Origin of the sequence: Streptomyces asiaticus (assembly GCF_018138715.1) — a bacterium.
Classification (GTDB): Bacteria; Actinomycetota; Actinomycetes; order Streptomycetales; family Streptomycetaceae; genus Streptomyces; species Streptomyces asiaticus.
In genome coordinates, this window is record NZ_JAGSHX010000001.1 from 226794 (window position 1) to 251610 (window position 24817).

A 24817-nucleotide genomic window follows, 5' to 3' on the forward strand; every position below is an offset into this window, starting at 1 on the left:
TCATTCTTCAGTCTTCTATGACTCGTAATAGGCAAGGTTTTCATGGTGAACGAAGATAGGCTTCGGGACTATCTCAAGCGGGTAACAGCAGATCTGCACCAAACGCGCCAACGCCTGCGCGAGCTGGAGGCAGGAGAGCAGGAACCCATCGCGATCGTGGCGATGAGCTGCCGTTTCCCGGGCGGTGTGGGGAGCCCCGAGGACTTGTGGCGGCTGGTGGCCGACGGTGGTGATGCCATCTCCGACTTCCCGTCCAACCGCGGGTGGGACGTGGACGGGATGTACGACCCCGATCCCGAGAGCTCGGGCACGTTCTACTCCCGTGAGGGTGGATTTCTTCACGACGCGGCCGAGTTCGACGCGAACTTCTTCGGGATTTCCCCGCGCGAGGCCCTTGCCATGGACCCGCAGCAGCGGCTGCTGCTGGAAACCTCATGGGAGGTCTTCGAACGGGCGGGCATCGCTCCGGGGTCGGTGAAGGGCCGTCGGGGCGGTGTCTTCGTGGGGGCCTCGACCTCGGGCTACGGGGCGGACGTCGACGAGTTCCCGGAGGATGTCGAAGGCCACTTGCTGACGGGCACGTCGACCTCCGTCGTCTCAGGTCGTATCTCGTACACCTTCGGTCTTGAAGGACCCGCGGTCACGGTGGACACGGCGTGTTCCTCGTCGCTGGTCGCGCTGCACCTGGCGGTCCAGGCGCTGCGGCAGGGCGAGTGCGACCTGGCGCTTGCCGGTGGCGTCACCGTGATGAGCAGCCCGGCCGCCTTCGTCGAGTTCAGCCGGCAGCGCGGTCTGGCCCCTGACGGCCGGTGCAAGCCGTACGCGGACGCGGCGGACGGCACCGGGTGGTCCGAGGGTGTGGGCATGCTGCTCGTGGAGCGGCTGTCCGACGCGCGGCGCAACGGTCACCAGGTGCTGGCGGTCGTGCGGGGTTCGGCCGTCAACCAGGACGGTGCGTCCAACGGTCTGACGGCGCCCAACGGCCCCTCGCAGCAGCGGGTCATCCGCGACGCGCTGGCGAGCGCCCGACTGGCCCCGTCCGATGTGGACGTGGTGGAAGGACACGGGACCGGTACGTCCCTGGGTGACCCGATCGAGGCGCAGGCCCTGCTGGCGACGTACGGGCAGGACCGCCCGGAGGGCCGTCCGGTGTGGCTGGGCGCGCTGAAGTCGAATATCGGTCACACGCAGGCCGCCGCCGGTGTCGCCGGGGTCATCAAGATGGTGATGGCGATGCGGCACGGGGTGCTGCCGCGGACCCTCCATGTGGACGAGCCGTCGCGGCAGGTGGACTGGTCGGCGGGTGAGGTGCGGCTGCTGACCGAGACCACCGCGTGGCCCGAGACCGGGCAGCCGCGCCGGGCCGGTGTCTCGGCCTTCGGTGTCAGCGGCACCAACGCGCACACCATCATCGAGCAGGCGCCGCCGGTTGAGGAGGAGGCCGAGGAAAGCCCGGTTTCCGACGGTGACACGGGGGTGGCCACGTGGCTGCTGTCGGGTCGTGGCCCGGACGCTCTGCGGGCCCAGGCCGGGCGGCTGAGGTCGTTCCTGCTGGAGCGGTCCGAGTTGAGCGCGCCGGATGTCGGCCATTCGCTGGTGGCCACACGGTCGATGTTCGACCACCGCGCGGCGGTGTCGGGTGCGAACCGTGCGGAACTCCTCGCCGGACTCGAAGCCGTCGCCGCGGGCGAGGTCGCTCCTGGCGTGCTCCAAGGCGTTGCGGGGACGGACGTCAGGACGGCGTTCCTCTTCTCCGGCCAGGGCGCGCAGCGCCTTGGGATGGGCCGGGAGCTGTATGACCGTCACCCCGTGTTCGCCCAGGCGCTGGACGAGGTGTGCGCGCGGCTGGACACGGTGCTGGACCGTCCGCTGCGGGAGGTGGTGTTCGCGGCGGAGGGGAGCGCGGACGCCGGGCTGCTGGATCAGACGGCGTTCACCCAGCCCGCGCTGTTCGCCGTCGAGGTGGCGCTGTTCCGGCTGCTGGAGCACTGGGGCGTGACCCCGGATGTGCTGATCGGCCACTCCATCGGTGAGATCGCCGCGGCCCATGTGGCCGGGGTGTTCTCGCTGGAGGACGCGTGCACGCTGGTGGCCGCCCGTGGCCGGCTGATGCAGGCGCTGCCCGAGGGCGGCGCCATGGTGGCGGTGCAGGCGTCCGAGGAGGAGATCTCCGGATCGCTCACCGGCCGTGAGGCCGAGGTGAGCGTCGCGGCCGTCAACGGCCCGACCGCCGTGGTCATCGCCGGTGACGAAGCCGCTGTGCTGGAGATCGCCGCCCAGTGGTCGGAACAAGGACGCAAGACGAGTCGGCTGAAGGTCAGCCACGCCTTCCACTCCCCGCGCATGGACGCCATGCTGGACGACTTCCGCCGTGTCGTGCGGGGGCTGTCCTTCCAGACCCCCACCCTGGCGCTGGTCTCCAACGTCACGGGGCAGCCGGTCGCGGCAGACGAGATGTGCTCGCCGGAGTACTGGGTGCGGCATGTGCGGGAGGCCGTGCGCTTCGCCGACGGCATGCGCTCCCTCGCGGCCCAGGGCGTCACCGCCTACCTCGAAGTGGGCCCCGACGGCGTGCTCTCGGCGATGGCGCGGGACTGCCTGACGGGAGAGTCGGCTTCGGCTCCGGTCGTGGTACCGGTCCTGCGCAAGGGCCGCCCCGACGCACAGGCTCTGGTGACCGCGCTGACCGAGGCCCATGTCCACGGTGTGACGGTGAACTGGGAGCAGGTCTTCGACGGGCGGGGCACCCGCAAGGTCGAGCTGCCGACGTACCCCTTCCAGCGTCAGCGCTACTGGCTGGAGGGCTCGAGCGCGGTGTCCGGCGGTTCCGCCGGGGACAGCGTGGACGCGCGGTTCTGGGACGCGGTGGAGCGCGAGGACCTGGAGGCGCTGGCCGAGGCGCTGGACGTCGACGGCGGTGGTTCGCTCGGCGAGCTGCTGCCCGCGCTGTCCTCGTACCGGCGCCGGCAGCGCGACCGGGCCACGGTCGACGGCTGGCGGTACCGGATCTCCTGGAAGCCGGTCTCGGAGACCCCCGCGGCCACGCTGTCGGGGACGTGGCTCGTGGTCGTCCCCGCTTCCGGTGTCGACGACGCGTTCGCGGAGTCGGCGTCCGCCGCGCTCGAGCGGCACGGCGCCGACGTCGTTCGCGTGGTGGCGGACGAGGCCGACCTCGCCCCCGGCGCGCTGGCCGCACGGCTGCGCGAGATCGCCACCGATCCGTCCGGGATCGGCGGTGTGCTGTCCCTGGTGGGCGTGGACGAGCGGCCCTGCACGGAGCATCCGGAGGTCTCCCGCGGCCTCGCGCTGACACTGATGCTGGTGCGGGCCCTGACCGAGGCGGACATCCAGGCCCGGCTGTGGTGCGGCACCCGGGGTGCCGTGTCGGTGGGCCGCTCCGACCAGCTCGACAGCACCGTGCAGGCGGAAATATGGGGTCTCGGCCGGGTGGCGGCCATGGAGCACCCGCGGATCTGGGGCGGCCTGGTCGATCTGCCCGGGACCCTGGACGAGCGCGCCGCCGCGCGGCTGGCGTGGGCGCTGTCCGCCGAAGGCGGCGAGGACCAGGTGGCGCTGCGCGGCTCCGGAGCGTACGCCCGGCGCCTCCACCGCGTCACGGTGGGCAACGAGTCGGCCGAACGCGCGTGGCGACCCCGGGGCTCGGTGCTGATCACCGGTGGCACCGGCGCTCTGGGCGCGCACGTGGCGCGCTGGGTCGTGCGCGAGGGCGCCGAACACGTGGTGCTGACGAGCCGTCGTGGCCCGGCGGCCGAAGGGGCCGCCGAACTCACGGCGGAACTCGAGGAACTGGGCGCCGCGGTGACCGTGGCGGCCTGCGACGCCGCCGACCGCGATGCCCTCGCCGCGGTACTGGCCGCCATCCCGGAGCGGTATCCGCTGAGCGCGGTCGTGCACGCGGCGGGCATTCTGGACGACGGTGTGCTGGACGGCCTGACCGTCGACCGGCTCGCCGGGACGCTGGCCGCGAAGGTCGAGGGCGCGCGGCACCTGCACGAGCTGACCGCGGAACTGTCACTCGACGCGTTCGTGCTGTTCTCCTCGTTCGCCGGTGTCGTCGGCAGTGCGGGCCAGGCCGCCTACGCGGCGGCCAACGCCCACTTGGACGCGTTGGCGCAGCAGCGCCGGGCCCAGGGCCTGGCCGCCACCGCGGTCGCCTGGGGCCCGTGGGCCGACGGCGGCATGGCCGCGAACGGCCGCGCCGGGGAGCGGATGCGCGGAGGGCCACTGCCCCCCATGGCTCCCCCGCTGGCCGTGGACGCGCTGGGCTGGGCCGCGAGCCAGGACGAGGCCGCGCTGGTCGTGGCCGACATCGACTGGACCGGCATGGCCTCGCTGCTGAGCGCGGGCCTCACCGCCCTCGTCAGCGACATCCCCGAGGCGCGCGAACTCCTGACCGACATGGCCGGGACCACCGGCCGGTCGGCACCGGGCCACGAGCTGCGGGACCAGCTGGCCGGACGGCCGGACGAGGAGCAGCGCCTCCTCCTGCTGGACCTCATCCGCACCCACGCGGCCTCGGCTCTCGGCCACTTCTCGGCGGAGTCCGTCGAGCCGGGCCGCGCCTTCCGGGACCTCGGATTCGACTCCCTCACCGCCATCGAGCTGCGCAACCGGCTCGACCTGGCCACCGGCCTGAGCCTGCCCGCGACGCTCATCTTCGACTACCCGACCGCCGATGTGCTCGCCGACCACCTGCGGCGGGAGCTGGGCGGGGCCCACGCGGCGGCGGCCACCTCGGCGGTGGCGGACCGCGTGCGGCCCGATGACGACGACCCCATCGCGATCGTGGCGATGAGCTGCCGCTTCCCCGGTGGCGTCGAGACCCCGCAGGACCTGTGGCGACTGCTGGCCGAGGGCGGCGACGCCATCGCCGGGTTCCCCGGCGACCGTGGCTGGGACGTCGAGGGCATGTACCACCCGGACCCCGAGCACCCGGGCACCTTCTACGCCCGCGAGGGCGGATTCCTCTACGGGGCGCCCCAGTTCGACCCCGGTTTCTTCGGGATCTCGCCGCGCGAGGCGCTGGCCATGGACCCGCAGCAGCGGCTGCTGCTGGAGACGTCGTGGGAGGCGTTCGAGTACGCGGGCGTCAAACCGGCCTCGCTGCGCGGTACCCGGACCGGTGTGTTCGTGGGCACCAACGGCCAGGACTACTCCACGATCATGCTCGACGCCCCCGAGGACTTCGGCGGCCATGTGGGCACGGGCAGCGCGGCCAGTGTGGTGTCCGGGCGCATCTCCTACACGTTCGGCCTCGAGGGGCCGGCCATGACGGTGGACACGGCGTGTTCGTCGTCGCTGGTGGCGCTGCACCTCGCGGCACAGGCGCTGCGCCAGGGTGAGTGCGATCTGGCGTTGGCCGGTGGTGTGTCGGTGATGTCGACACCGGGTGCCTTCGTGGAGTTCAGCCGCCAGCGCGGGCTGGCACCCGATGGCCGCTGCAAGCCGTTCGCCGAGGGCGCGGACGGCACGGGCTGGTCCGAGGGTGTGGGCATGCTGCTCGTGGAGCGGCTGTCGGACGCCCGGCGCAATGGCCACCAGGTGCTGGCGATCGTGCGGGGTTCGGCCGTCAACCAGGACGGTGCGTCCAACGGTCTGACGGCGCCCAACGGCCCGTCCCAGCAGCGGGTGATCCGGCAGGCCCTGGCCAGCGCCGGACTGTCCGCCGCCGAGGTGGACGCGGTGGAGGCACACGGCACGGGGACGACGCTGGGTGACCCGATCGAGGCGCAGGCGCTGCTCGCGACCTACGGACAGGACCGCTCGGAGGGCCGCCCGCTGTGGCTGGGCGCCATCAAGTCCAACATCGGTCATACGCAGGCCGCCGCGGGCGTGGCCGGGGTCATCAAGATGGTGATGGCCATGCGCGCGGGCGTGCTGCCGCGGACGCTGCACGTGGACGAGCCGTCGCGGCAGGTGGACTGGTCGGCGGGCGAGGTGCGGCTGCTGACCGAGGCCACCGCGTGGCCGGAGACGGGTCAGCCGCGCCGGGCGGGTGTCTCCTCGTTCGGACTGAGCGGAACCAACGCGCACACCATCATCGAGCAGGCTCCCGACCTGGAAGAGGCCGTGGCCTCCGAGGTGGCCGGACCCGAGACGTCGGTGTCGGCGGCCGTGGTGCCGTGGCTGGTTTCCGGGCAGAGCCGGGAGGCGCTGCGGGCGCAGGCCGAGCGGCTGTACGGGCATCTGGCGGGGCGGGAAGACATCGGAGTGCTGGACGCCGGACACACGCTGGCGGCCAGGACGGTGTTCGAGCACCGTGCCGTGCTGGTGGGTGAGGACCGGGAGACCCTTCTGCGTGGCCTGCGGGCCGTCGCGGAGGGCGGAATCGCCTCGGGAGCCGTCCAGGGGCAGGCCGTGACGGGGGGCAAGTCGGCGTTCCTGTTCTCGGGTCAGGGTGCGCAGCGCCCGGGCATGGGGCGGGAGCTGTACGACGCCTTCCCGGTGTTCGCCCGCGCCCTGGACGAGGTGTGTGCGCATCTGGATGTGGTGCTGGACCGTCCGCTGCGGGAGGTGGTGTTCGCGGCGGAGGGAGGCGCGGACGCCGAGCTGCTGGACCGGACGGCCTTCACCCAGCCCGCGCTCTTCGCCGTCGAGGTGGCGCTGTACCGGCTGCTGGAGCACTGGGGCGTCCGCCCGGACGTGGTGATCGGTCACTCCATCGGTGAGATCGCCGCCGCGCATGTGGCGGGGGTGTTCTCGCTGGAGGACGCCTGCACGCTGGTCGCGGCGCGTGGCCGTCTGATGCAGGCCCTGCCCGAGGGTGGCGCGATGGTCGCCATCGAGGCCTCCGAGGAGGAGATCTCCGGTTCGCTGGCCGGTCGTGAGGCCGAGGTGAGCGTCGCGGCCGTCAACGGCCCGACCGCCGTGGTCATCGCCGGTGACGAGGCGGCGGCGCTGGAGATCGCCGGACAGTGGGCGGAGCAGGGCCGCAAGACCCGCCGGCTGCGGGTCAGCCACGCCTTCCACTCGCCCCGCATGGACGCGATGCTGGACGACTTCCGTGGCGTCGTCTCCGGCCTGTCCTTCCAGGCGCCGTCCATCGCCCTGGTCTCGAATGTGACGGGCGAGGCGGCGGACGCGGACGAGGTGTGCTCGCCCGAGTACTGGGTGCGGCATGTGCGCGAGGCCGTGCGCTTCGCGGACGGAATGCGGGCGGTCACCGCCCAGGGCGTCACCAGGTTCCTGGAGGTCGGCCCCGACGGTGTGCTGTCCGCGATGGCGCGAGACTGTCTGACGGAGGACCAGGCCGCGGCCTCGGCCGTGGTGCCGGTGCTGCGCAAGGACCGTCCCGAGGCCCAGGCGCTGACGATGGCGCTGGCCGAACTCCACGTCCACGGAGCCTCGGTGGAGTGGGAGTCCGTGTTCGCCGGGCGCGGCGCGCGGATGGTGGAGCTGCCGGCGTACGCGTTCCAGCGCGAGCGGTACTGGCCCGAGGTGTCCCTCTCCCTGCGCGGCTGGGACGCGCCGGGCGCCGTGGACTCGGTGGACGCGCGGTTCTGGGAGGCGGTCGAGCGCGAGGACCTCGAAGCGCTCGCCGAGACGCTCGACGTCGACGGCGAGACGCCGCTGAGCGCGGTGCTGCCCGCGCTGTCCACGTACCACCGCAACCGGCGCGACCAGTCCACGATCGACAACTGGCGCTACCGGGTGGTGTGGAAGCCGGTTCCGGATGCGGCCGAGGGGTCGTTGTCGGGGACGTGGCTGGTGGTGGTTCCGGCGGCCCGTGCCGAGGACGAGCTGGTGGCGGAGGTCGTCTCCGGGCTCGAGCGGCACGGCGCGGCCGCGGTGTCGCTGGTGGCCGGCGAACGGGACCTCGACACCGAGGCGCTGGGGGAGCGGCTGCGCGGGGCGATGGCCGACGCGCCCGCCCTGGGTGGCGTGTTGTCGCTGCTCGCCCTGGACGAGGAGCCCTGCCCGCAACACCCCGCGCTGACCAACGGTCTCGCCCTGACGCTGACGCTGGTGCGGGCCATGGCGAACGCGGGCATCGAGGCTTCGCTGTGGTGCGGTACGCGCGGCGCCGTGTCGGTGGGCCGCTCCGAACGGCTCAGCCACCCGACGCAGTCGATGGTGTGGGCGCTGGGCCGGGTGGCCGCGCTGGAGCTGCCGCAGCTGTGGGGCGGTCTGGTCGACCTGCCCGAGTCCCTGGACGAGCGTGCGGTCGCGCGGCTGGCCGGTGTGCTGGCCGCCGAGACCGCCGAAGACCAGGTGGCGGTGCGCGGTTCCGGAGTGTTCGCACGCCGCCTGACCCGTTCGGCCGCGCCGACCGCCGACGGGACGACGTGGCGGGCGCGTGGCACGGTGCTGGTGACCGGTGGTACGGGCGCGCTCGGCGGCCAGGTGGCCCGCTGGCTGGTGCGCAATGGCGCCGAACACCTGGTGCTGACCAGTCGTCGTGGCATCGAGGCGCCGGGCGCGCCCGAACTGCGCGAGGAGCTGGAGGCCCTGGGCGCCCGGGTGACCGTGGCGGCCTGCGATGTGTCCGACCGTGAGCAACTGGCCGCGGTCCTGGACGCCGTGCCGGAGGAGCTTCCGCTGACTGCGGTGGTCCACGCGGCGGGCGCCAACGCGGCCGCGCCGCTGGCCGAGACCGGGCTGGCCGACGCCGCCGCCGTGGTCTCCGGCAAGGTGGCGGGCGCCGTCAACCTGGACGAACTGCTCGGCGACCGCGAGCTCGACGCGTTCGTGGTGTTCTCCTCGATCGCCGGTGTGTGGGGCAGTGGTGGCCAGGCCGCCTACGGTGCGGCCAATGCCTATCTGGACGCGCTGGTGGAGGACCGCCGTGCCCGGGGCCTTGTCGGCACCGCCGTTGCCTGGGGCCCCTGGGCCGAAGGCGGCATGGCGGCCGGAGACGAGGGCGACCACCTGGCGCGCCGCGGTCTGCCCACCATGGCGCCGGGCCTGGCGATCGCCGCACTACAGGGAGCGGTCGCGGGCGACGACGGTGTGGTGACGGTCGCCGACGTGGACTGGGAGCGATTCGCCCCCGCGTTCACCATCGGGCGGCCCAGCCCGCTCCTCGGCGACCTGCCCGAGGTCCAGCGGGCGCTGGCGAACGCCGGAAACACCGAAGGCACCGGCACCGGCTCCGCACTGCGGGAACGCCTCGCGGGGCTCACCGAGGCCGAGATCGACCGGACCCTGCTCGACCTGGTGCGCGCCCACGCCGCCGCGGTCCTCGGCTTCGCGGGCGCGGAGTCGGTGGAGCCCGCGCGTGCGTTCAAGGAGTTGGGTTTCGACTCGTTGACGGCGGTGGAGTTCCGTAACCGGCTGAACGCGGAGACTGGGTTGGTGTTGCCGGCCACGTTGGTCTTCGATTACCCGAGCGCCGCGGTGCTGGCGGGCTATCTGCGTGCCGAGGTGCTGGGTACGCGGGGTGCGGTGGCCGTGCCGTCGGCGGTGGTGGATCGGGTGGATGACGATCCGATCGCGATCGTCGGGATGAGCTGCCGCTTCCCGGGCGGTGTGCGCAGTCCGGAGGAGCTGTGGAACCTTGTGGCGGCCGGTACGGACGCCATCACGGACTTTCCCTCCGACCGTGGATGGGATGTCGAGGGGATGTACGACCCCGATCCGGACCGTTCGGGGACGTTCTACGCCCGCGAGGGTGGGTTCCTGGACGGGGCGGGCGAGTTCGACGCGGCGTTCTTCGGGATTTCGCCGCGTGAGGCGCTTGCGATGGATCCGCAGCAGAGGCTGCTGCTGGAGACGTCGTGGGAGGCGTTCGAGCGGGCCGGTATCGACCCGGCGTCCCTGCGCGGCAGCCAGATCGGCGTCTATGTGGGAGCCGCGACTTCCGGCTACGGAATGGGGCTGAGCGAGATCCCCGAGGGGCTGGAAGGGCAGCTGCTGACCGGCAGTGCCACTTCTGTGGTGTCGGGCCGTATCTCCTACACCCTCGGCCTCGAGGGACCCGCGCTGACGGTGGACACCGCGTGCTCGTCGTCTCTGGTCGCCCTGCACCAGGCCGCGCAGGCCCTGCGCCAGGGCGAGTGCTCCATGGCGCTCGCCGGTGGCGTCACCGTGATGACCAGCCCGGTGGCCTTCGTGGAGTTCAGCCGTCAGCGTGGGTTGGCGCCGGATGGCCGGTGCAAGCCGTTCGCCGAGGGCGCGGACGGCACGGGCTGGTCCGAGGGTGTGGGCATGCTGCTCGTGGAGCGGCTGTCGGATGCCCGGCGCAACGGTCACCAGGTGCTGGCGATCGTGCGGGGTTCGGCCGTCAACCAGGACGGTGCGTCCAACGGTCTGACGGCGCCCAACGGCCCGTCCCAGCAGCGGGTGATCCGCCAGGCCCTCGCCAACGCCCAGCTGACGCCCGCCGACGTCCAGGCGATCGAGGCACACGGCACCGGAACGACGCTGGGTGACCCGATCGAGGCCCAGGCGCTGCTGGCCACCTACGGACAGGAGCGCCCGGAGAACCTGCCGCTGTGGCTCGGATCGATCAAGTCGAACATCGGCCACACGCAGGCCGCCGCGGGTGTGGCCGGTGTGATCAAGATGGTGATGGCGATGCGGCACGGGGTGCTGCCGCGGACGCTGCACGTGGCCGAGCCGTCGCGCGAGGTGGACTGGTCGGCGGGTGAAGTGCGGCTGCTGACCGAGGCCACCGCGTGGCCCGAGACCGGGCAGCCGCGCCGGGCCGGTGTCTCGGCCTTCGGCGTCAGCGGTACCAACGCGCACACCATCATCGAGCAGGCCCCGCTCCCGGACGAGGCGGAGTCCGCTCCGGCGGCACCCGCCGACGACCGGGGCATGGCCCCCTGGGTGCTCTCCGCCCGGAGCTCGGAAGCCCTCCGCGACCAGGCCGCACGGCTGCGGGCCCACCTGCTCGAAGGGGCCGAGTCCGGCGTTCTGGACATCGCCGAATCGCTGGTCGCCACGCGGTCGGTGTTCGAGCACCGCGCGGTGCTGCTGGGCACCGGACGCGAGACGCTGCTGCGCGGCCTGGAGACCGTCGCCGCGGGCGACGACGCCCCCGGCATCGTCCAGGGGCTGGCGGCCGCCCGCGGAAAGACCGCGTTCCTGTTCACCGGTCAGGGTGCCCAGCGCCTCGGCATGGGGCGGGAGTTGTACGACGCCCACCCCGTGTTCGCCCGCGCCCTGGACGAGGTGTGCGCACACCTCGATGTGCTGCTTGACCGGCCGCTGCGGGATGTGATATTCGCGGCCGAGGGCAGTGCGGACGCCGAACTGCTGGACCAGACGGCGTTCACCCAGCCCGCCCTCTTCGCCGTCGAGGTGGCGCTGTACCGGCTGCTGGAGCACTGGGGCATCACCTCGGATGTGCTGATCGGCCACTCCATCGGTGAGATCGCCGCCGCCCATGTGGCCGGGGTGTTCTCGCTGGAGGACGCCTGCACGCTGGTGGCGGCTCGTGGCCGTCTGATGCAGGCCCTGCCGGCCGGTGGGGCGATGGTCGCCATCGAGGCGTCGGAGGAGGAGATCGCGGCGTCGCTGGCCGGTCGTGAGGCCGAGGTGAGCGTCGCGGCCGTCAACGGCCCGACCTCCGTGGTCATCGCCGGTGACGAGGAAGCGGCGCTGGAGATCGCCGAACAGTGGGCGGAGCGGGGCCGCAAGACCCGCCGACTGCGGGTCAGCCACGCCTTCCACTCCCCGCACATGGACGCGATGCTGGACGACTTCCGCGCGGTCGCGGGGACGCTCACCTACCACGGCCCGTCCATCGCGTTCATCTCGAATGTCACGGGTGAGCAGGCCGGTGCCGAAGAGGTGTGCTCGCCGGAGTACTGGGTGCGGCACGTGCGGCAGACCGTCCGCTTCCTCGACGGGGTGCGGACCCTCGAAGCGCAGGGCGTCACCGCGTACATCGAGGTGGGCCCGGACGGCGTACTGTCCGCCATGGCCCAGGACTGCCTGACCGAACCGGTCGACGACATCGCGGCCCAGGACACACCGGCCCCGCTGCTGGTTCCGGTGCTGCGCAAGGACCGCCCCGAGACGCAGGCACTCGTCGCGGCCCTCGCCGAGGCGCACGTCCACGGCGAAACCGTCGACTGGCGGGCCTTCTTCGCCGGGCGCGGCGCCCGCCGCGTGGACCTGCCGACCTACGCGTTCCAGCACCAGCGCTACTGGCTGGAGCCCGGTGTCGCGGCGGGAGACGCCGCCGCCTTCGGCCTCGACCCGGCCGACCACCCGCTGCTGGGCGGAGCCGTCCCGCTCGCGGGCGCCGACGGCCTGGTGTTCACCGGAACGCTCTCGCTGCACACCCAGCCCTGGCTGGCGGACCACGTCCTGCGCGGTGAGGCGGTCCTGGCCACCACGGCCCTCGTCGAACTGGCCATCCGCGCCGGTGACGAGGTCGGCCTCGGCCAAGTGGAAGAGCTCGTCATCCAGGCGCCGCTGGTCCTCCCCCGAGGGGGCGGCGTCCAGATCCAGCTCGTCCTCGGTGAGGAGGACGAGTCCGGCACCCGCTCGCTGGAGATGTACTCACGGGCGGCCGAGCCGCTGGGCGAGGACGAGTGGATCTGCCACGCCAGCGGTGTGCTCGCCCCGGAGCCGGACGACGCCGCGACCGGCGAAGGAGCGGTGCGCTTCGACTCCGCCGCATGGCCCCCGCCCGGCGCCGAGCGCGTCGAGGTGGACGGCCTGTACGAGCTGCTCGCCGACGACGGCCTGGTCTACGGACCCTCCTTCCGTGGCCTGCGAGCCGTCTGGCAGCGCGATGACGAGGTGTTCGCCGAGGTCAGCCTGGCCGAGGAGTCCGTCGTGGACGCCCAGCGGTTCGGGCTGCACCCCGCCCTGCTGGACGCGGCGCTGCAGTCGCTCGGCCTCGGAGTGCTGGACGGCGTGGGGCGCGGCCGCATCCTGTTCAGCCTGGCTGGGGTGTCGCTGTACGCCTCCGGTGCCTCCGCGCTGCGCGTGCGGCTCGCCCGCACCGGTCCGGAGACCCTCTCCCTGGCCGCGGTCGACGGAGCCGGCGAAGCCGTGCTCTCCGCCGAGACACTGACGCTGCGTCAGGTCGCCACGGAGCAGCCGGAGATCCCGGCGTCGGATACGGTCGAGACCACCACCTCCGCCGAGGCGGCCACCGACACCCCCGTCGAGGAGGCGTCCGCCAAGCCCGCCCGCCGGCGCAAAACCACACGACGCACCGCCAAGCGCGCCGCCGGATCGGAGTCCGGACCGCTCGCCGCGCTGCGAGAGCGGCTGACCGGGCTCTCCCAGCCCGAGCAGGACCGGGTACTGCTCGATGTGATCCGCACGCATGTCGCGGCGGTGCTGGGACATTCCTCGGCCGACGCGGTCCAGGGATCGCAGGCGTTCAAGGACCTCGGCTTCAGCTCGCTGACCGCCGTCGAATTCCGTAACCGGGTGAGCAAGGCCACGGGCCTGCGCCTCCCGGCGACGGCCGTGTTCGACTACCCGACCCCCGCCGAACTGGCGAAGTTCGCCCGTGCCGAGGTGCTCGGCGCGCGGACCGGCGCGCTGGTGCCGGTGCCGGTCGCGGTGGCGGCCAACGACGATCCGATCGTGATCGTGGGGATGAGCTGCCGCTACCCCGGAGAGGTGGCCACTCCGGAGGACCTGTGGAACCTGGTCGCCGAGGGCCGGGACGGCATCTCCCCCTTCCCGACGGACCGCGGCTGGGACATCGAGAACCTCTACGACCCGGACCCGGACGAGCCGGGCAAGTGCTACACGCAGGAAGGTGGCTTCCTGCACAATGCCAGCCAGTTCGACCCGGCGTTCTTCGGGATCTCGCCGCGTGAGGCGATCTCGATGGACCCGCAGCACCGACTGCTGCTGGAGACCTCATGGGAGGCGCTGGAGCGGGCCGGTATCGACCCGGTCTCCACGAAGGGCAGCCAGACCGGCGTCTTCGCCGGTGTGACCTACCAGGACTACGGCGGTGTCCTCGCCGGATCCCAGGAGAGCGTCGAGGGCCTGGTCGGCACCGGTGTCTCGCCGAGCGTGCTCTCGGGCCGCATCTCCTACACCCTGGGCCTCGAAGGGCCCGCCATGACGGTGGACACCGCGTGCTCGTCGTCGTTGGTCGCCCTGCACCTCGCGTGGCAGGCGCTGCGCCAGGGCGAGTGCTCGCTGGCGCTGGCCGGCGGTGTGACCGTGATGTCCACCCCGATGTCGATGGTCGAGTTCAGTCGGCAGCGCGCGCTCGCCTCCGACGGCCGCAGCAAGCCGTTCTCGGCCGCCGCGGACGGCGCCAGCTGGGCCGAGGGCGTGGGCATGCTCGTCCTCGAGCGGCTGTCGGACGCCCGCCGCAACGGCCACCCCGTCCTCGCCGTGGTGCGGGGCAGCGCGGTGAACCAGGACGGCGCGTCCAACGGCCTGACGGCGCCCAACGGCCCCTCGCAGCAGCGGGTCATCCGGCAGGCGCTGGCGAACGCCCGCCTGTCGGCCGCCGAGGTCGACGCGGTGGAGGCGCACGGCACGGGTACCACCCTGGGTGACCCGATCGAGGCGCAGGCACTGCTGGCCACCTACGGCCAGGGCCGCCCCGAGGGCCAGCCGCTGTGGCTGGGCGCCATCAAGTCGAACATCGGCCACTCGCAGGCGGCGGCGGGCGTGGGCGGCGTCATCAAGATGGTGATGGCGATGCGTCACGGCGTGCTGCCGAAGACCCTGCACCTCGACGAGCCTTCACCGCACGTCGATTGGACGGCGGGCGACGTCGAGCTGCTGGCCGAGGCCAGGCCGTGGCCCGAGACCGGGCATCCGCGGCGTGCGGGTGTGTCGGCGTTCGGGATGAGCGGCACCAATGTGCACACCATCCTGGAGCAGGCTCCGGAGGTCGAGGCGGACGAGACCGCCGAGACCGAGGTGGCAGACGGCCCGGTGGCGTGGGTCGTGGCGGGCAAGAGCAACGACGCGGTGCTGGCCCAGGCCGAGCAGCTGCGGGAGTTCGTGGCCGAGCGCCCGGAGCTGAGGGCCGCCGATGTGGCCCACTCCCTGGCGACGACCAGGTCCGCGTTCCAGTACCGGGCCGCGGTGACCGGAACCGGCCGAGAGGAGCTCCTGGAGCGCCTGGCGGCGGTGGCCGAGGGCGCCAAGGCACCGGGCGTGGTCCGCGCGAGCGCCGTCGAGGAGCCGGGCCGTTCGGTGTTCGTCTTCCCCGGCCAGGGGGCGCAGTGGATGGGCATGGCGGTGGGGCTGTTGGAGTCCTCGCCGGTGTTCGCCGAGGCGATCGGCGAGTGTGAGACGGCCCTGTCGGCCTACGTGGACTGGTCGCTGGCCGAGGTGCTGCGTGGCGCCGAGGGCGCTCCCGGATTCGACCGGGTGGATGTGGTCCAGCCGGTGCTGTTCGCGGTGATGGTGTCGCTGGCGAAGCTGTGGCGTTCGGTCGGCATTGAGCCGGATGCCGTCATGGGTCACAGCCAGGGCGAGATCGCGGCGGCCTGTGTGGCGGGTGCGCTTTCGCTCCAGGACGCCGCGAAGGTGGTGACCCTGCGCTCGCAGGCCATCGCCGCGGGTCTGGCCGGCCGTGGTGGCATGGTGTCGGTCGGGTTGCCGGTCGACCAGGTCAAGGACCGCATCGCCGCCTGGGACGGTGGAATATCCGTCGCGGCGGTCAACGGCCCCGGCTCGGTCGTGGTGTCCGGTGATCCGGGGGCGCTGGACGAGATGGTCGCGCGGCTTGAGGGTGAGGATGTCCGGGTTCGCCGGGTTCCGGTGGACTACGCCTCGCACTCCGCACACGTGGAGGCCATCCGCGAGGAGCTGCTGGAGGTCCTGGCGGACATCGCGCCGCGTTCCTCGGAGGTGCCGTTCTACTCCACGGTCTCCGGTGAGCTGATGGACACCGCCGGTCTGGACGCGGAGTACTGGTACCGCAACCTGCGGCAGACCGTTGAGCTGGAGGCCACCACCCGTACCCTGCTCGGCAGTGGCCACGGTGTGTTCATCGAGGTGAGCCCGCATCCGGTGCTCACCCTTCCCGTTGAGCAGACCGTCGAGGCCGCCGGGGCCCAGGCCGTGGTCGTGGGCACGCTGCGCCGCGACGAAGGCGGCCCGGAGCGGTTCCTGACCTCGATCGCCGAACTCCATGTCAACGGGGCCGACGTCGACTGGCGGAAGGTATTCGCCGGGCAGGGCGGCCGTCAGGTCGAGCTGCCGACCTACGCCTTCCAGCGGCAGCGGTACTGGCCGCAGCCGGCCGAGGACGGCGGGCTCGGCAACGGCCCCGCGTCCGAGGCCGACTCGGTGGACGCCCGGTTCTGGGAGGCCGTCGAGCGTGAGGACCTCGAAGGGCTGGCGCAGACCCTGGATCTCGACGGCGAGGCGCCGCTCAGCGCGGTGCTGCCCGCCCTGTCGTCGTACCGGCGAGGCAGGCGTGACCGTTCGACGGTCGACAACTGGCGCTACCGGATCAACTGGAAGCCCCTCATCGACCAGTCGTCGTCCGGCTCCGACCTGGAGCAGGGCGCCCCGATCACCGGTACGTGGGCGGTCGTCGTCCCGCCGGTCGACAGCGCCCGTGAACTGGCGGAGCGCATCGCGCGGGACGTGGAGCGCCACGGTGCCCGTATGGTGCGGGTCGACCTGGACGAGACGGAGCCGGAGCGGTCCTCGCTGGCCGGGCTCCTGCGGGCCGCGGCGCCCAACACGCCCACCACGGACGGATCCGGGCAGGAGGCAACGCCCGCGATCGACGGAGTGCTCTCCCTGCTCGCGCTGGACGAGGAGGCGCTCGCCGGCCACTCGGGCATTCCGCGCGGCTTCGCCGCGACCGTGGCACTGGTCCAGGCGCTGAGCGACATCGACATCGATGTGCCGCTGTGGCTCGCCACCACCGGAGCCGTGTCCGTGGGCCGCTCCGACCGGGTCGGCAGCGTCAAGCAGTCCCTGGTGTGGGGTCTGGGCCGGGTGGTCGGCCTGGAGTACGCACAGCGGTGGGGCGGTCTCGTGGACCTGCCCGAGTCGCCGGACGCGATCGACGAGCGGGCGCTCAACCGCCTGGTCGGCCTGATCGGGCGCTCCGGTGACGAGGACCAGGTCGCGGTGCGCGCCTCCGGGGTCTTCGGCCGACGGCTCGTCCGGGCGCCCTTGGGCGACACCCGGCCGGTCCGTACCTGGGAGCCTCGCGGCAGCATCCTGATCACCGGTGGTACCGGCGCCCTCGGCGGCCGCCTCGCCCGCTGGCTCGCCCGTGGCGGTGCCGAGCACCTGGTGCTGACCAGCCGCCGCGGCCTCGACGCGCCCGGCGCGGCGGAGCTGAGGGACGAGCTGACCGCACTGGGCGCGCGGGTCACCGTCGCGGCCTGTGACGCCGCCGACCGCGGCGCCCTGCGGGAGGTCCTCGACGGGCTGCCCGCGGAGTACCCGCTGACCGCGGTGGTGCACGCGGCCGGTGTGCTGGACGACGGCCTCATCGACACCCTCACCGTCTCCCGGACGCAAGGGGTCTTCCGGCCCAAGGTGGACGCCGTGGTGAACCTCCACGAGCTGACCCAGGACCTGGACCTGTCCGCGTTCATCCTCTTCTCCTCGTACGCCGGAACCGTCGGTGGCGCCGGTCAGGGCAGCTACGCCGCCGCGAACGCCTTCCTCGACGCCCTGGCGCAGCAGCGCCGGGCCCAGGGGCTGGCGGCCACCTCGGTGGCGTGGGGCGCCTGGGGCGGCGGTGGTCTGGTCGACGACGCCACCGCGGCCCAGCTGAAGCGGCGCGGTATGCCGGCGCTGGAGCCCGAACTCGCCGTCGACGCCCTCCAGCAGGCGCTCGACCACGACGAGGTGGACGTCACCGTCGCCGATGTGGACTGGGAGCGCTACGCCCCCGGGTTCGCCTCGGCCCGGCCGCGTCCCCTGCTGAACGAACTGCCGGAGGTGCGGGAGGCCCTGGAGGCGGCGGAGACCGAGCTCGGTGCGGCCCTCTCCGGGCTGGCCGAGCGCCTCGAAGGGCTGTCGGCCGCCGAACGCGAGGCGGAGGTGCTCGACCTCGTCAGGTCGCACGCCGCCGAGGTGATCGGGTACCCGAGCGCCGACGCGGTGGAGCCGGACCGGGCCTTCAGGGACATCGGGTTCGACTCGCTGACCGCCGTGGAGCTGCGGAACGGCTTGAGCACGGTGGCCGGTGTGAATCTGCCGGTCACCGTGGCCTTCGACTACCCGACGCCCACGGTGCTCGCCCGGTTCATCCTCGGTGAGGTGGTGGGCACCGCGCCCGCGCCGGCCGATGACCTGCCGGTGGTGACGGGCACGGTCGTGGACGACGACCCGATCGCGATCGTGTCCATGAGCTGCCGCTTCCCCGGCGGGGTGCGCACTCCGGAGGACCTGTGGCGACTGGTCTCCGAGGGCAGCGACGTGATCAGCGCCTACCCGACCAACCGTGGCTGGAATCTGGATGACCTCTACGATCCGGACCCGGAGAACTCGGGCACCAGCTATGCGAGCGGCGGCGGCTTCGTCTACGACGCCGACGAGTTCGACCCGGCGTTCTTCGGGATCGCCCCGCGCGAGGCGCTGACCATCGACCCGCAGCAGCGGCTGCTGCTGGAGACCTCGTGGGAGGTGTTCGAGCGGGCGGGCATCGACCCCACGTCGCTCAAGGGGAGCCGGACGGGTGTCTTCGCGGGAAGTAACGGCCAGGATTACATCGGCCTGCTGCTGACCGCCCCGGGCGGACCGGATGGGTACCTCGGAACGGGCAACGCGGCCAGCGTCGTCTCGGGCCGTATCTCCTACACCTTCGGCCTCGAAGGACCGGCCGTCACGGTGGACACGGCGTGCTCGTCGTCGCTGGTGGCGCTGCACATGGCCGTGCAGTCGCTGCGCCAGGGCGAGTGCTCCCTCGCGCTGGCCGGCGGTGTCACGATCATGTCCAGCCCGGGGTCGTTCGTGGACTTCAGCCGCCAGAAGGGGCTGTCGTCGGACGGGCGGTGCAAGGCGTTCGCCGCGTCGGCGGACGGCACGGGCTGGTCCGAGGGCGTCGGTGTGCTGCTGCTCGAGCGGCTCTCGGACGCGCGGCGCAACGGTCACCCGGTGATGGCCATCGTGCGCGGCTCGGCGATCAACCAGGACGGTGCCTCCAACGGCATCACGGCGCCCAACGGCCCGTCGCAGCAGCGGGTGATCCGCCAGGCGCTGGCCAGCGCGGACCTCGCCGCCCACCAGGTACAGGCGGTCGAGGCGCACGGCACCGGCACCAGGCTCGGTGACCCGATCGAGGCGCAGGCGCTGCTGGCCACCTACGGCCAGGGGCGGCCGGAGGACCAGCCGCTGTGGCTGGGCTCCATCAAGTCGAACCTCGGCCACACGCAGGCGGCCGCGGGCGTCGCCGGGATCATCAAGATGGTGATGGCCATGCGCGAGGGCGTGCTGCCCAAGACGCTCCACGTCGATGAGCCCACGCCGCATGTGGACTGGTCGGCGGGCGAGGTCCGGCTGCTGACCGCGTCGACCGCGTGGCCGGACAACGGCGAGCCGCGCCGGGCGGGCATCTCCTCGTTCGGCATCAGCGGCACCAACGCCCACACCATCATTGAGCAGGCTCCGGAGCCGGAGGAGCTGGAGGCGGCCGAGCGGGTCCGTACGGACGACACCTCCTCGACCGGCTCGGAGGCACTGCCCTGGACGGTCACCGGCAAGGGCGCCGAGGCGCTGCGTGCCCAGGCCAGGAACCTTCACGACTACGTGGCGGCCCACCCCGAACTCGACCTCGACGACGTGGGCTACTCGCTGGCGGCCACCCGGTCCGCCTTCGACCACCGCGCCGTGCTCCTGAGCGGCGACCGGGAGGGACTGCTGAGCGGTCTCGACGCCATCGCCTCGGGTGCCACAGTCCCCGGAGTCGTCCAGGGATCCGTGGGCACGGCCGGTAAGACGGCGTTCCTGTTCTCGGGTCAGGGTGCGCAGCGGCTCGGCATGGGCCGGGAGCTGTACGGCGCCTTCCCGGTGTTCGCCCGCGCCCTGGACGAGGTGTGCGCGTATCTCGATGTGCTGCTCGACCGGCCGCTGCGGGAGGTGATGTTCGCCGCCGAGGGCGGCGCGGACGCCGAGCTGCTGGATCAGACGGCGTTCACCCAGCCGGCGCTGTTCGCCATCGAGGTGGCGCTGTTCCGGCTGCTGGAGCGCTGGGGCGTCACCGCGGACGTACTGATCGGCCACTCGGTGGGAGAGGTCGCCGCGGCCCACGTGGCCGGGGTGCTCTCCCTGGAGGACGCCTGCACGTTGATCGCGGCGCGTGGCCGGTTGATGCAGGCGCTGCCCGAGGGCGGCGCGATGGTCGCGGTGCAGGCGTCGGAGGAGGAGATCGCAGGGTCGCTGGCCGGTCGTGAGGCCGAGGTGAGCATCGCGGCGGTCAACGGCCCGACGGCCGTGGTCATCGCCGGTGACCGGGAAGCGGCGTTGGAGATCGCCGGGGAGTGGGAGCGCCAGGGTCGTAAGATCCGCCGGCTGCGGGTCAGCCACGCGTTCCACTCGCCGCGCATGGACGCGATGCTGGACGACTTCCGTGACGTGGTCGCGGGCCTGTCCTTCCAGGCACCGTCGATCTCTCTGGTCTCCAACCTCACGGGCGCGTCGGCGGGAGCGGCCGAGGTCTGCTCGCCGGATTACTGGGTGCGGCATGTGCGGGAGGCGGTGCGCTTCGCGGACGGGGTACGGGCCCTGGAGAAGCTCGGGGTGACCTCGTTCCTGGAGGTGGGCCCCGACGGTGTGCTCACCGCGATGGCCCAGGACTGCCTGACGGCCGACGAGGCCGGAGGCACTCTCACCCTCGTCTCCGCGCTGCGCAAGAACCGCCCCGAGACGCAGTCGCTGATGACGGCGCTGGCCGAACTCCACGTTCACGGCACCACCGTGAACTGGTCGACGGCGTTCGCCGGACGCGATGCGCGGCGGGTGGAACTGCCCACCTACGCCTTCCAGCGTCAGCGCTACTGGCCGAAGGCACCCGGCCCGATCACCGGGGACGTCGCCTCCGCCGGGCTCAGCTCTCCCAACCACCCGCTGTTGGGTGCCGGAGTCGAGCTGGCGGGCAGCGATGGATTCCTGTTCACCAGCAGGCTGTCGGTGCAGAGTCAGCCGTGGCTGGCCGACCACGCGATCGGGGGCATGGCCCTGTTCCCCGGGACCGGATTCCTCGAACTGGCCATTCGCGCCGCCGACCAGGTCGGCAGCGGCCGGGTCGAGGAGGTCACCCTGGCCACCCCGATGGTCCTGCCCGAGAACGAACCGGTCCAGGTGCAGCTCTGGGTGGGTGACACGGACGAGACGGGCTACCGCTCGCTCAGCCTGTACTCCCGCCCGGCCGACGCGCCCTCGGACGAGCCGTGGACGCAGCACGCGGCCGGTGCGCTCGCCCCGGCCGGCCCCGAGCCGTCGTTCGACCTGAGCGCATGGCCCCCGGCGGATGCGGAAGCCCTGGACATCAGCGACTTCTACGAGCGCTTCGCCGCCACCGGCTTCGCCTATGGCCCGGTGTTCCAGGGCCTGCGGGCCGCCTGGCGCTCCGGCGACGAGGTCTACGTCGAGGTCGGCCTCGGTGAGGAGCACGCGTCGGACGCGGCCGACTTCGGCCTCCACCCGGCGCTGCTGGACGCCGCCGTACAGGCGGTGACCTTCGTCGCCCTGGAGGACGTCGGCCTCTCCCGGCTCCCGTTCTCCTGGAGCGGGGTGTCGCTCCACGCCGGTGGCGCGTCCACCCTGCGGGTGCGGCTCACCCAGCTCGGACCGGATTCCATCTCCCTCGCGGTGGCCGATGGAACCGGCCGCCCGGTGGCGTCGATCGAATCCCTCGTGCTGCGCCCGGTGTCGGTGGAACACATCGACTCGGCCAGGACGTCGGCGTTCCGCGACTCGCTGTTCACGCTGGACTGGACCGCCGTTCCGGCCGTCGCTCCGGCCGAGGCGGCAACGGCCAAGTGGGCCGTGGTGGGCACCGACCACTACGGACTGGCCGCCGGCGCGATCGCCGGAGCCGAGGTGACCGCCTACGCCGATCTCGACGCGCTGGGCGCCGCGATCGACGGAGGCGCCGCTGCCCCGGAGGCCGTGCTGGTCTCCTACGCACCGGGCCTCGACGACGAGGCGGCTCAGGGCAAGCCCAGGAGCAAGGCGAAGGGCAAGGCCAAGGGCAAGAGCAAGGCCAAGCGGGGACTGGAGCCGGCCGGCGCCATCCACGCGGTGACGCACCACACGCTCGGCATGATCCAGGGCTGGCTCGGCGACCGCCGGTTCGACTCCTCCCGACTGGTCTTCGTGACGTCGGGCGCCATGGCGACCGAGGACCGCGACGAGACCCCGGACCTGATCCACGCACCCCTGTGGGGCATGGTGCGGTCCGCGCAGTCGGAGAATCCGAACTGCTTCGTCCTGGTGGACCTGGACCCACAGGAGCCCGCCGAGGCGTCCAAGGCGGCACTGCGCGCGGTGCTCGCCGGCGACGAGCCGCAGGCCGTGGTCCGCGAGGGCACGGTGCTCGGCCAGCGCATGGCGCGGGTCTCCTCGGGCACCGCGCTGCTGCCCCCCGCGGGCATACGCGAATGGCGCCTGGACATGCACGCCAAGGGAACCCTGGAGAACCTGGCGCTGCTGCCCTGCCCCGAGGTCACCGAAGCGCTGGGCGAGAACGAGATCAGGGTCGAGATGCGCGCGGCGGGGATGAACTTCCGCGATGTGCTCAACGCCCTGGGGATGTACCCCGGAGAGGCCGGGCCGCTCGGTGGTGAGGGCGCCGGCATCGTGACCGAGGTCGGCACCGGAGTGACGGACCTGACCCCCGGCGACCGGGTGATGGGCATCTTCAGCGGGTCGTTCGGCCCGGTCGCGATCACCGACCGGAGGGTTGTCGCCCGGGTCCCGGAGGACTGGACGTTCGAGCAGGCGGCCTCCACCCCCATCGTGTTCCTGACGGCCTACTACGCCATGGTGGACCTGGGAGGTCTCCAGCCCGGCCAGTCGGTGCTGGTGCACTCGGCGGCCGGTGGTGTGGGCATGGCCACGCTCCAGCTGGCGCGGCACCTCGGGGCCGAGGTCTTCGGCACGGCGAGCGAGGGCAAGTGGGACACCCTGCGGTCGCTGGGTCTGGACGACGAGCACATCGCGTCGTCGCGGACGCTGGACTTCGAAAAGCGCTTCCTCGATGTCACCGGCGGGCGCGGTATGGACGTGGTGCTCGACTCGCTGGCGCGGGAGTTCGTGGACGCGGGTCTGCGTCTGCTGCCGCGCGGCGGACGGTTCCTGGAGATGGGCAAGACCGACATCCGGATCCCGGACGAGGTGGCCGCCGAATACACCGGAGTCTCCTACCGGGCGTTCGACCTCATGGAGGCGGGAGCCGACCGCATCCATGAGATGTGGAGCGACCTGATCTCCCTGTTCGAGAGCGGGGTACTGCGGCCGCTGCCGGTGCGCACCTGGGATGTCCGCAGGGCACCCGACGCCTTCCGCTTCATCAGCCAGGCCCGGCACACCGGCAAGGTGGCGCTGACCATCCCGCGGACGCTGGATGGTCCGGGGACGGTGCTGATCACGGGTGGTACGGGTGGTCTGGGTGCGTTGCTGGCCCGTCATCTGGTGGTGGATCACGGGGTTGAGCGTCTGGTGCTGACGAGTCGTCGTGGCGTGGAGGCGCCGGGTGCGGCGGAGTTGGTGGCGGAGCTGGCCGGGCTGGGTGCCGAGGCGCGGGTGGTGGCGTGTGATGTCGCCGACCGGGCCGCGGTGGAGAAGCTGCTGGCGGGGATCGGTTCGGAGCATCCGCTGTCGGCGGTGGTGCATGCGGCGGGTGTGCTGGATGACGGTGTGGTGGAGTCGCTGACGCCGGAGCGGGTGGACAAGGTGCTGCGTCCGAAGGTGGACGCCGCGCTGCACCTGCACGAGCTCACCCGCGACCTGGACCTCGCCGCCTTCATCCTGTACTCCTCCGTCTCCGGTACGTTCGGCGGCTCGGGCCAGGCCAACTACGCGGCGGGCAACGCGTTCATGGACGCCCTGGCCCAGCACCGCAGGGCCGCGGGGCTCCCGGCCGCCTCGCTCGTCTGGGGGCCGTGGACGCAGGACGGCGGCATGACCACCGAGCTGGCCGACGCCGACGTCAGCCGCATGACCCGGACCGGCATGGTCGCCCTCACCCCCGAGGCCGGGCTCGCGCTGTTCGACGCGACCCGCGATCTCGACGGTGCCGTCCTGGTGCCCATGACGATGGACATGGCGTCGGTGGGCGAGCCGGTACCCCCGCTGCTGCGCGGACTGGTGCGGGCCCCCGCGCGCCGGACCGCCGAGTCGGGCGCCGCGAGCACCACGGCCGACCCGGCCACCGAGCTCAAGCAGCACCTGGCCGGGAAGTCCGAGACGGAGCGCGAGCGCATCCTGGTGGAGCTGGTGTGCGACCAGGTGGCCGTCGTCCTCGGCTACGCGTCGGGGCAGGCGATCGAACCCGGACACGCCTTCAAGGACCTGGGCTTCGACTCCCTGTCGGCCGTCGAGCTGCGCAACCGGCTCAACGCGATCACCGGAACGCGGCTGCCGGCGACCCTGGTGTTCGACTACCCGACCCCGGTGTCACTCGGACGATTCCTGCGGGAAGAGGTCACCCCCGCGGACGGGCCCGCGACCGAGCCCGTCTTCGGAGAACTCGACCGGCTGGAATCCACCCTGTCGGCGCTCGACTCCGACAGCGAGACGCAACGCCGGGTCATGGAGCGGCTCCAGGGCCTGGTGGCGAAGTGGTCCGCCGGCGGCACCGGGCCGGTGTCCGGCACCGCGACGGCGCTGGACGACGACGCGGATGACGACAGCGAGATCGAATCGGCCACCGCCGACGAGATCTTCAAACTCATTGACGACGAATTCGGAATGTCCTGACGTGGCG

Annotated in this window: 1 protein-coding gene; it reads left to right on the forward strand. The window is 72.5% G+C overall.

Going from position 1 to position 24817, the window contains the following annotated elements; genetic code table 11:
- Positions 1-42 precede the first annotated feature (42 nt).
- On the forward strand, positions 43-24810 hold the full coding sequence (locus KHP12_RS00720; RefSeq protein WP_211831236.1) for a type I polyketide synthase: 24768 nt from the start codon (positions 43-45) through the stop codon (positions 24808-24810).
- Positions 24811-24817 lie beyond the last annotated feature (7 nt).

Bases quoted from the DNA above. Each gene is read 5' to 3' on its own strand.
- KHP12_RS00720 (WP_211831236.1), top strand. From the start codon at position 43: ATGGTGAACGAAGATAGGCTTCGGGACTATCTCAAGCGGGTAACAGCA.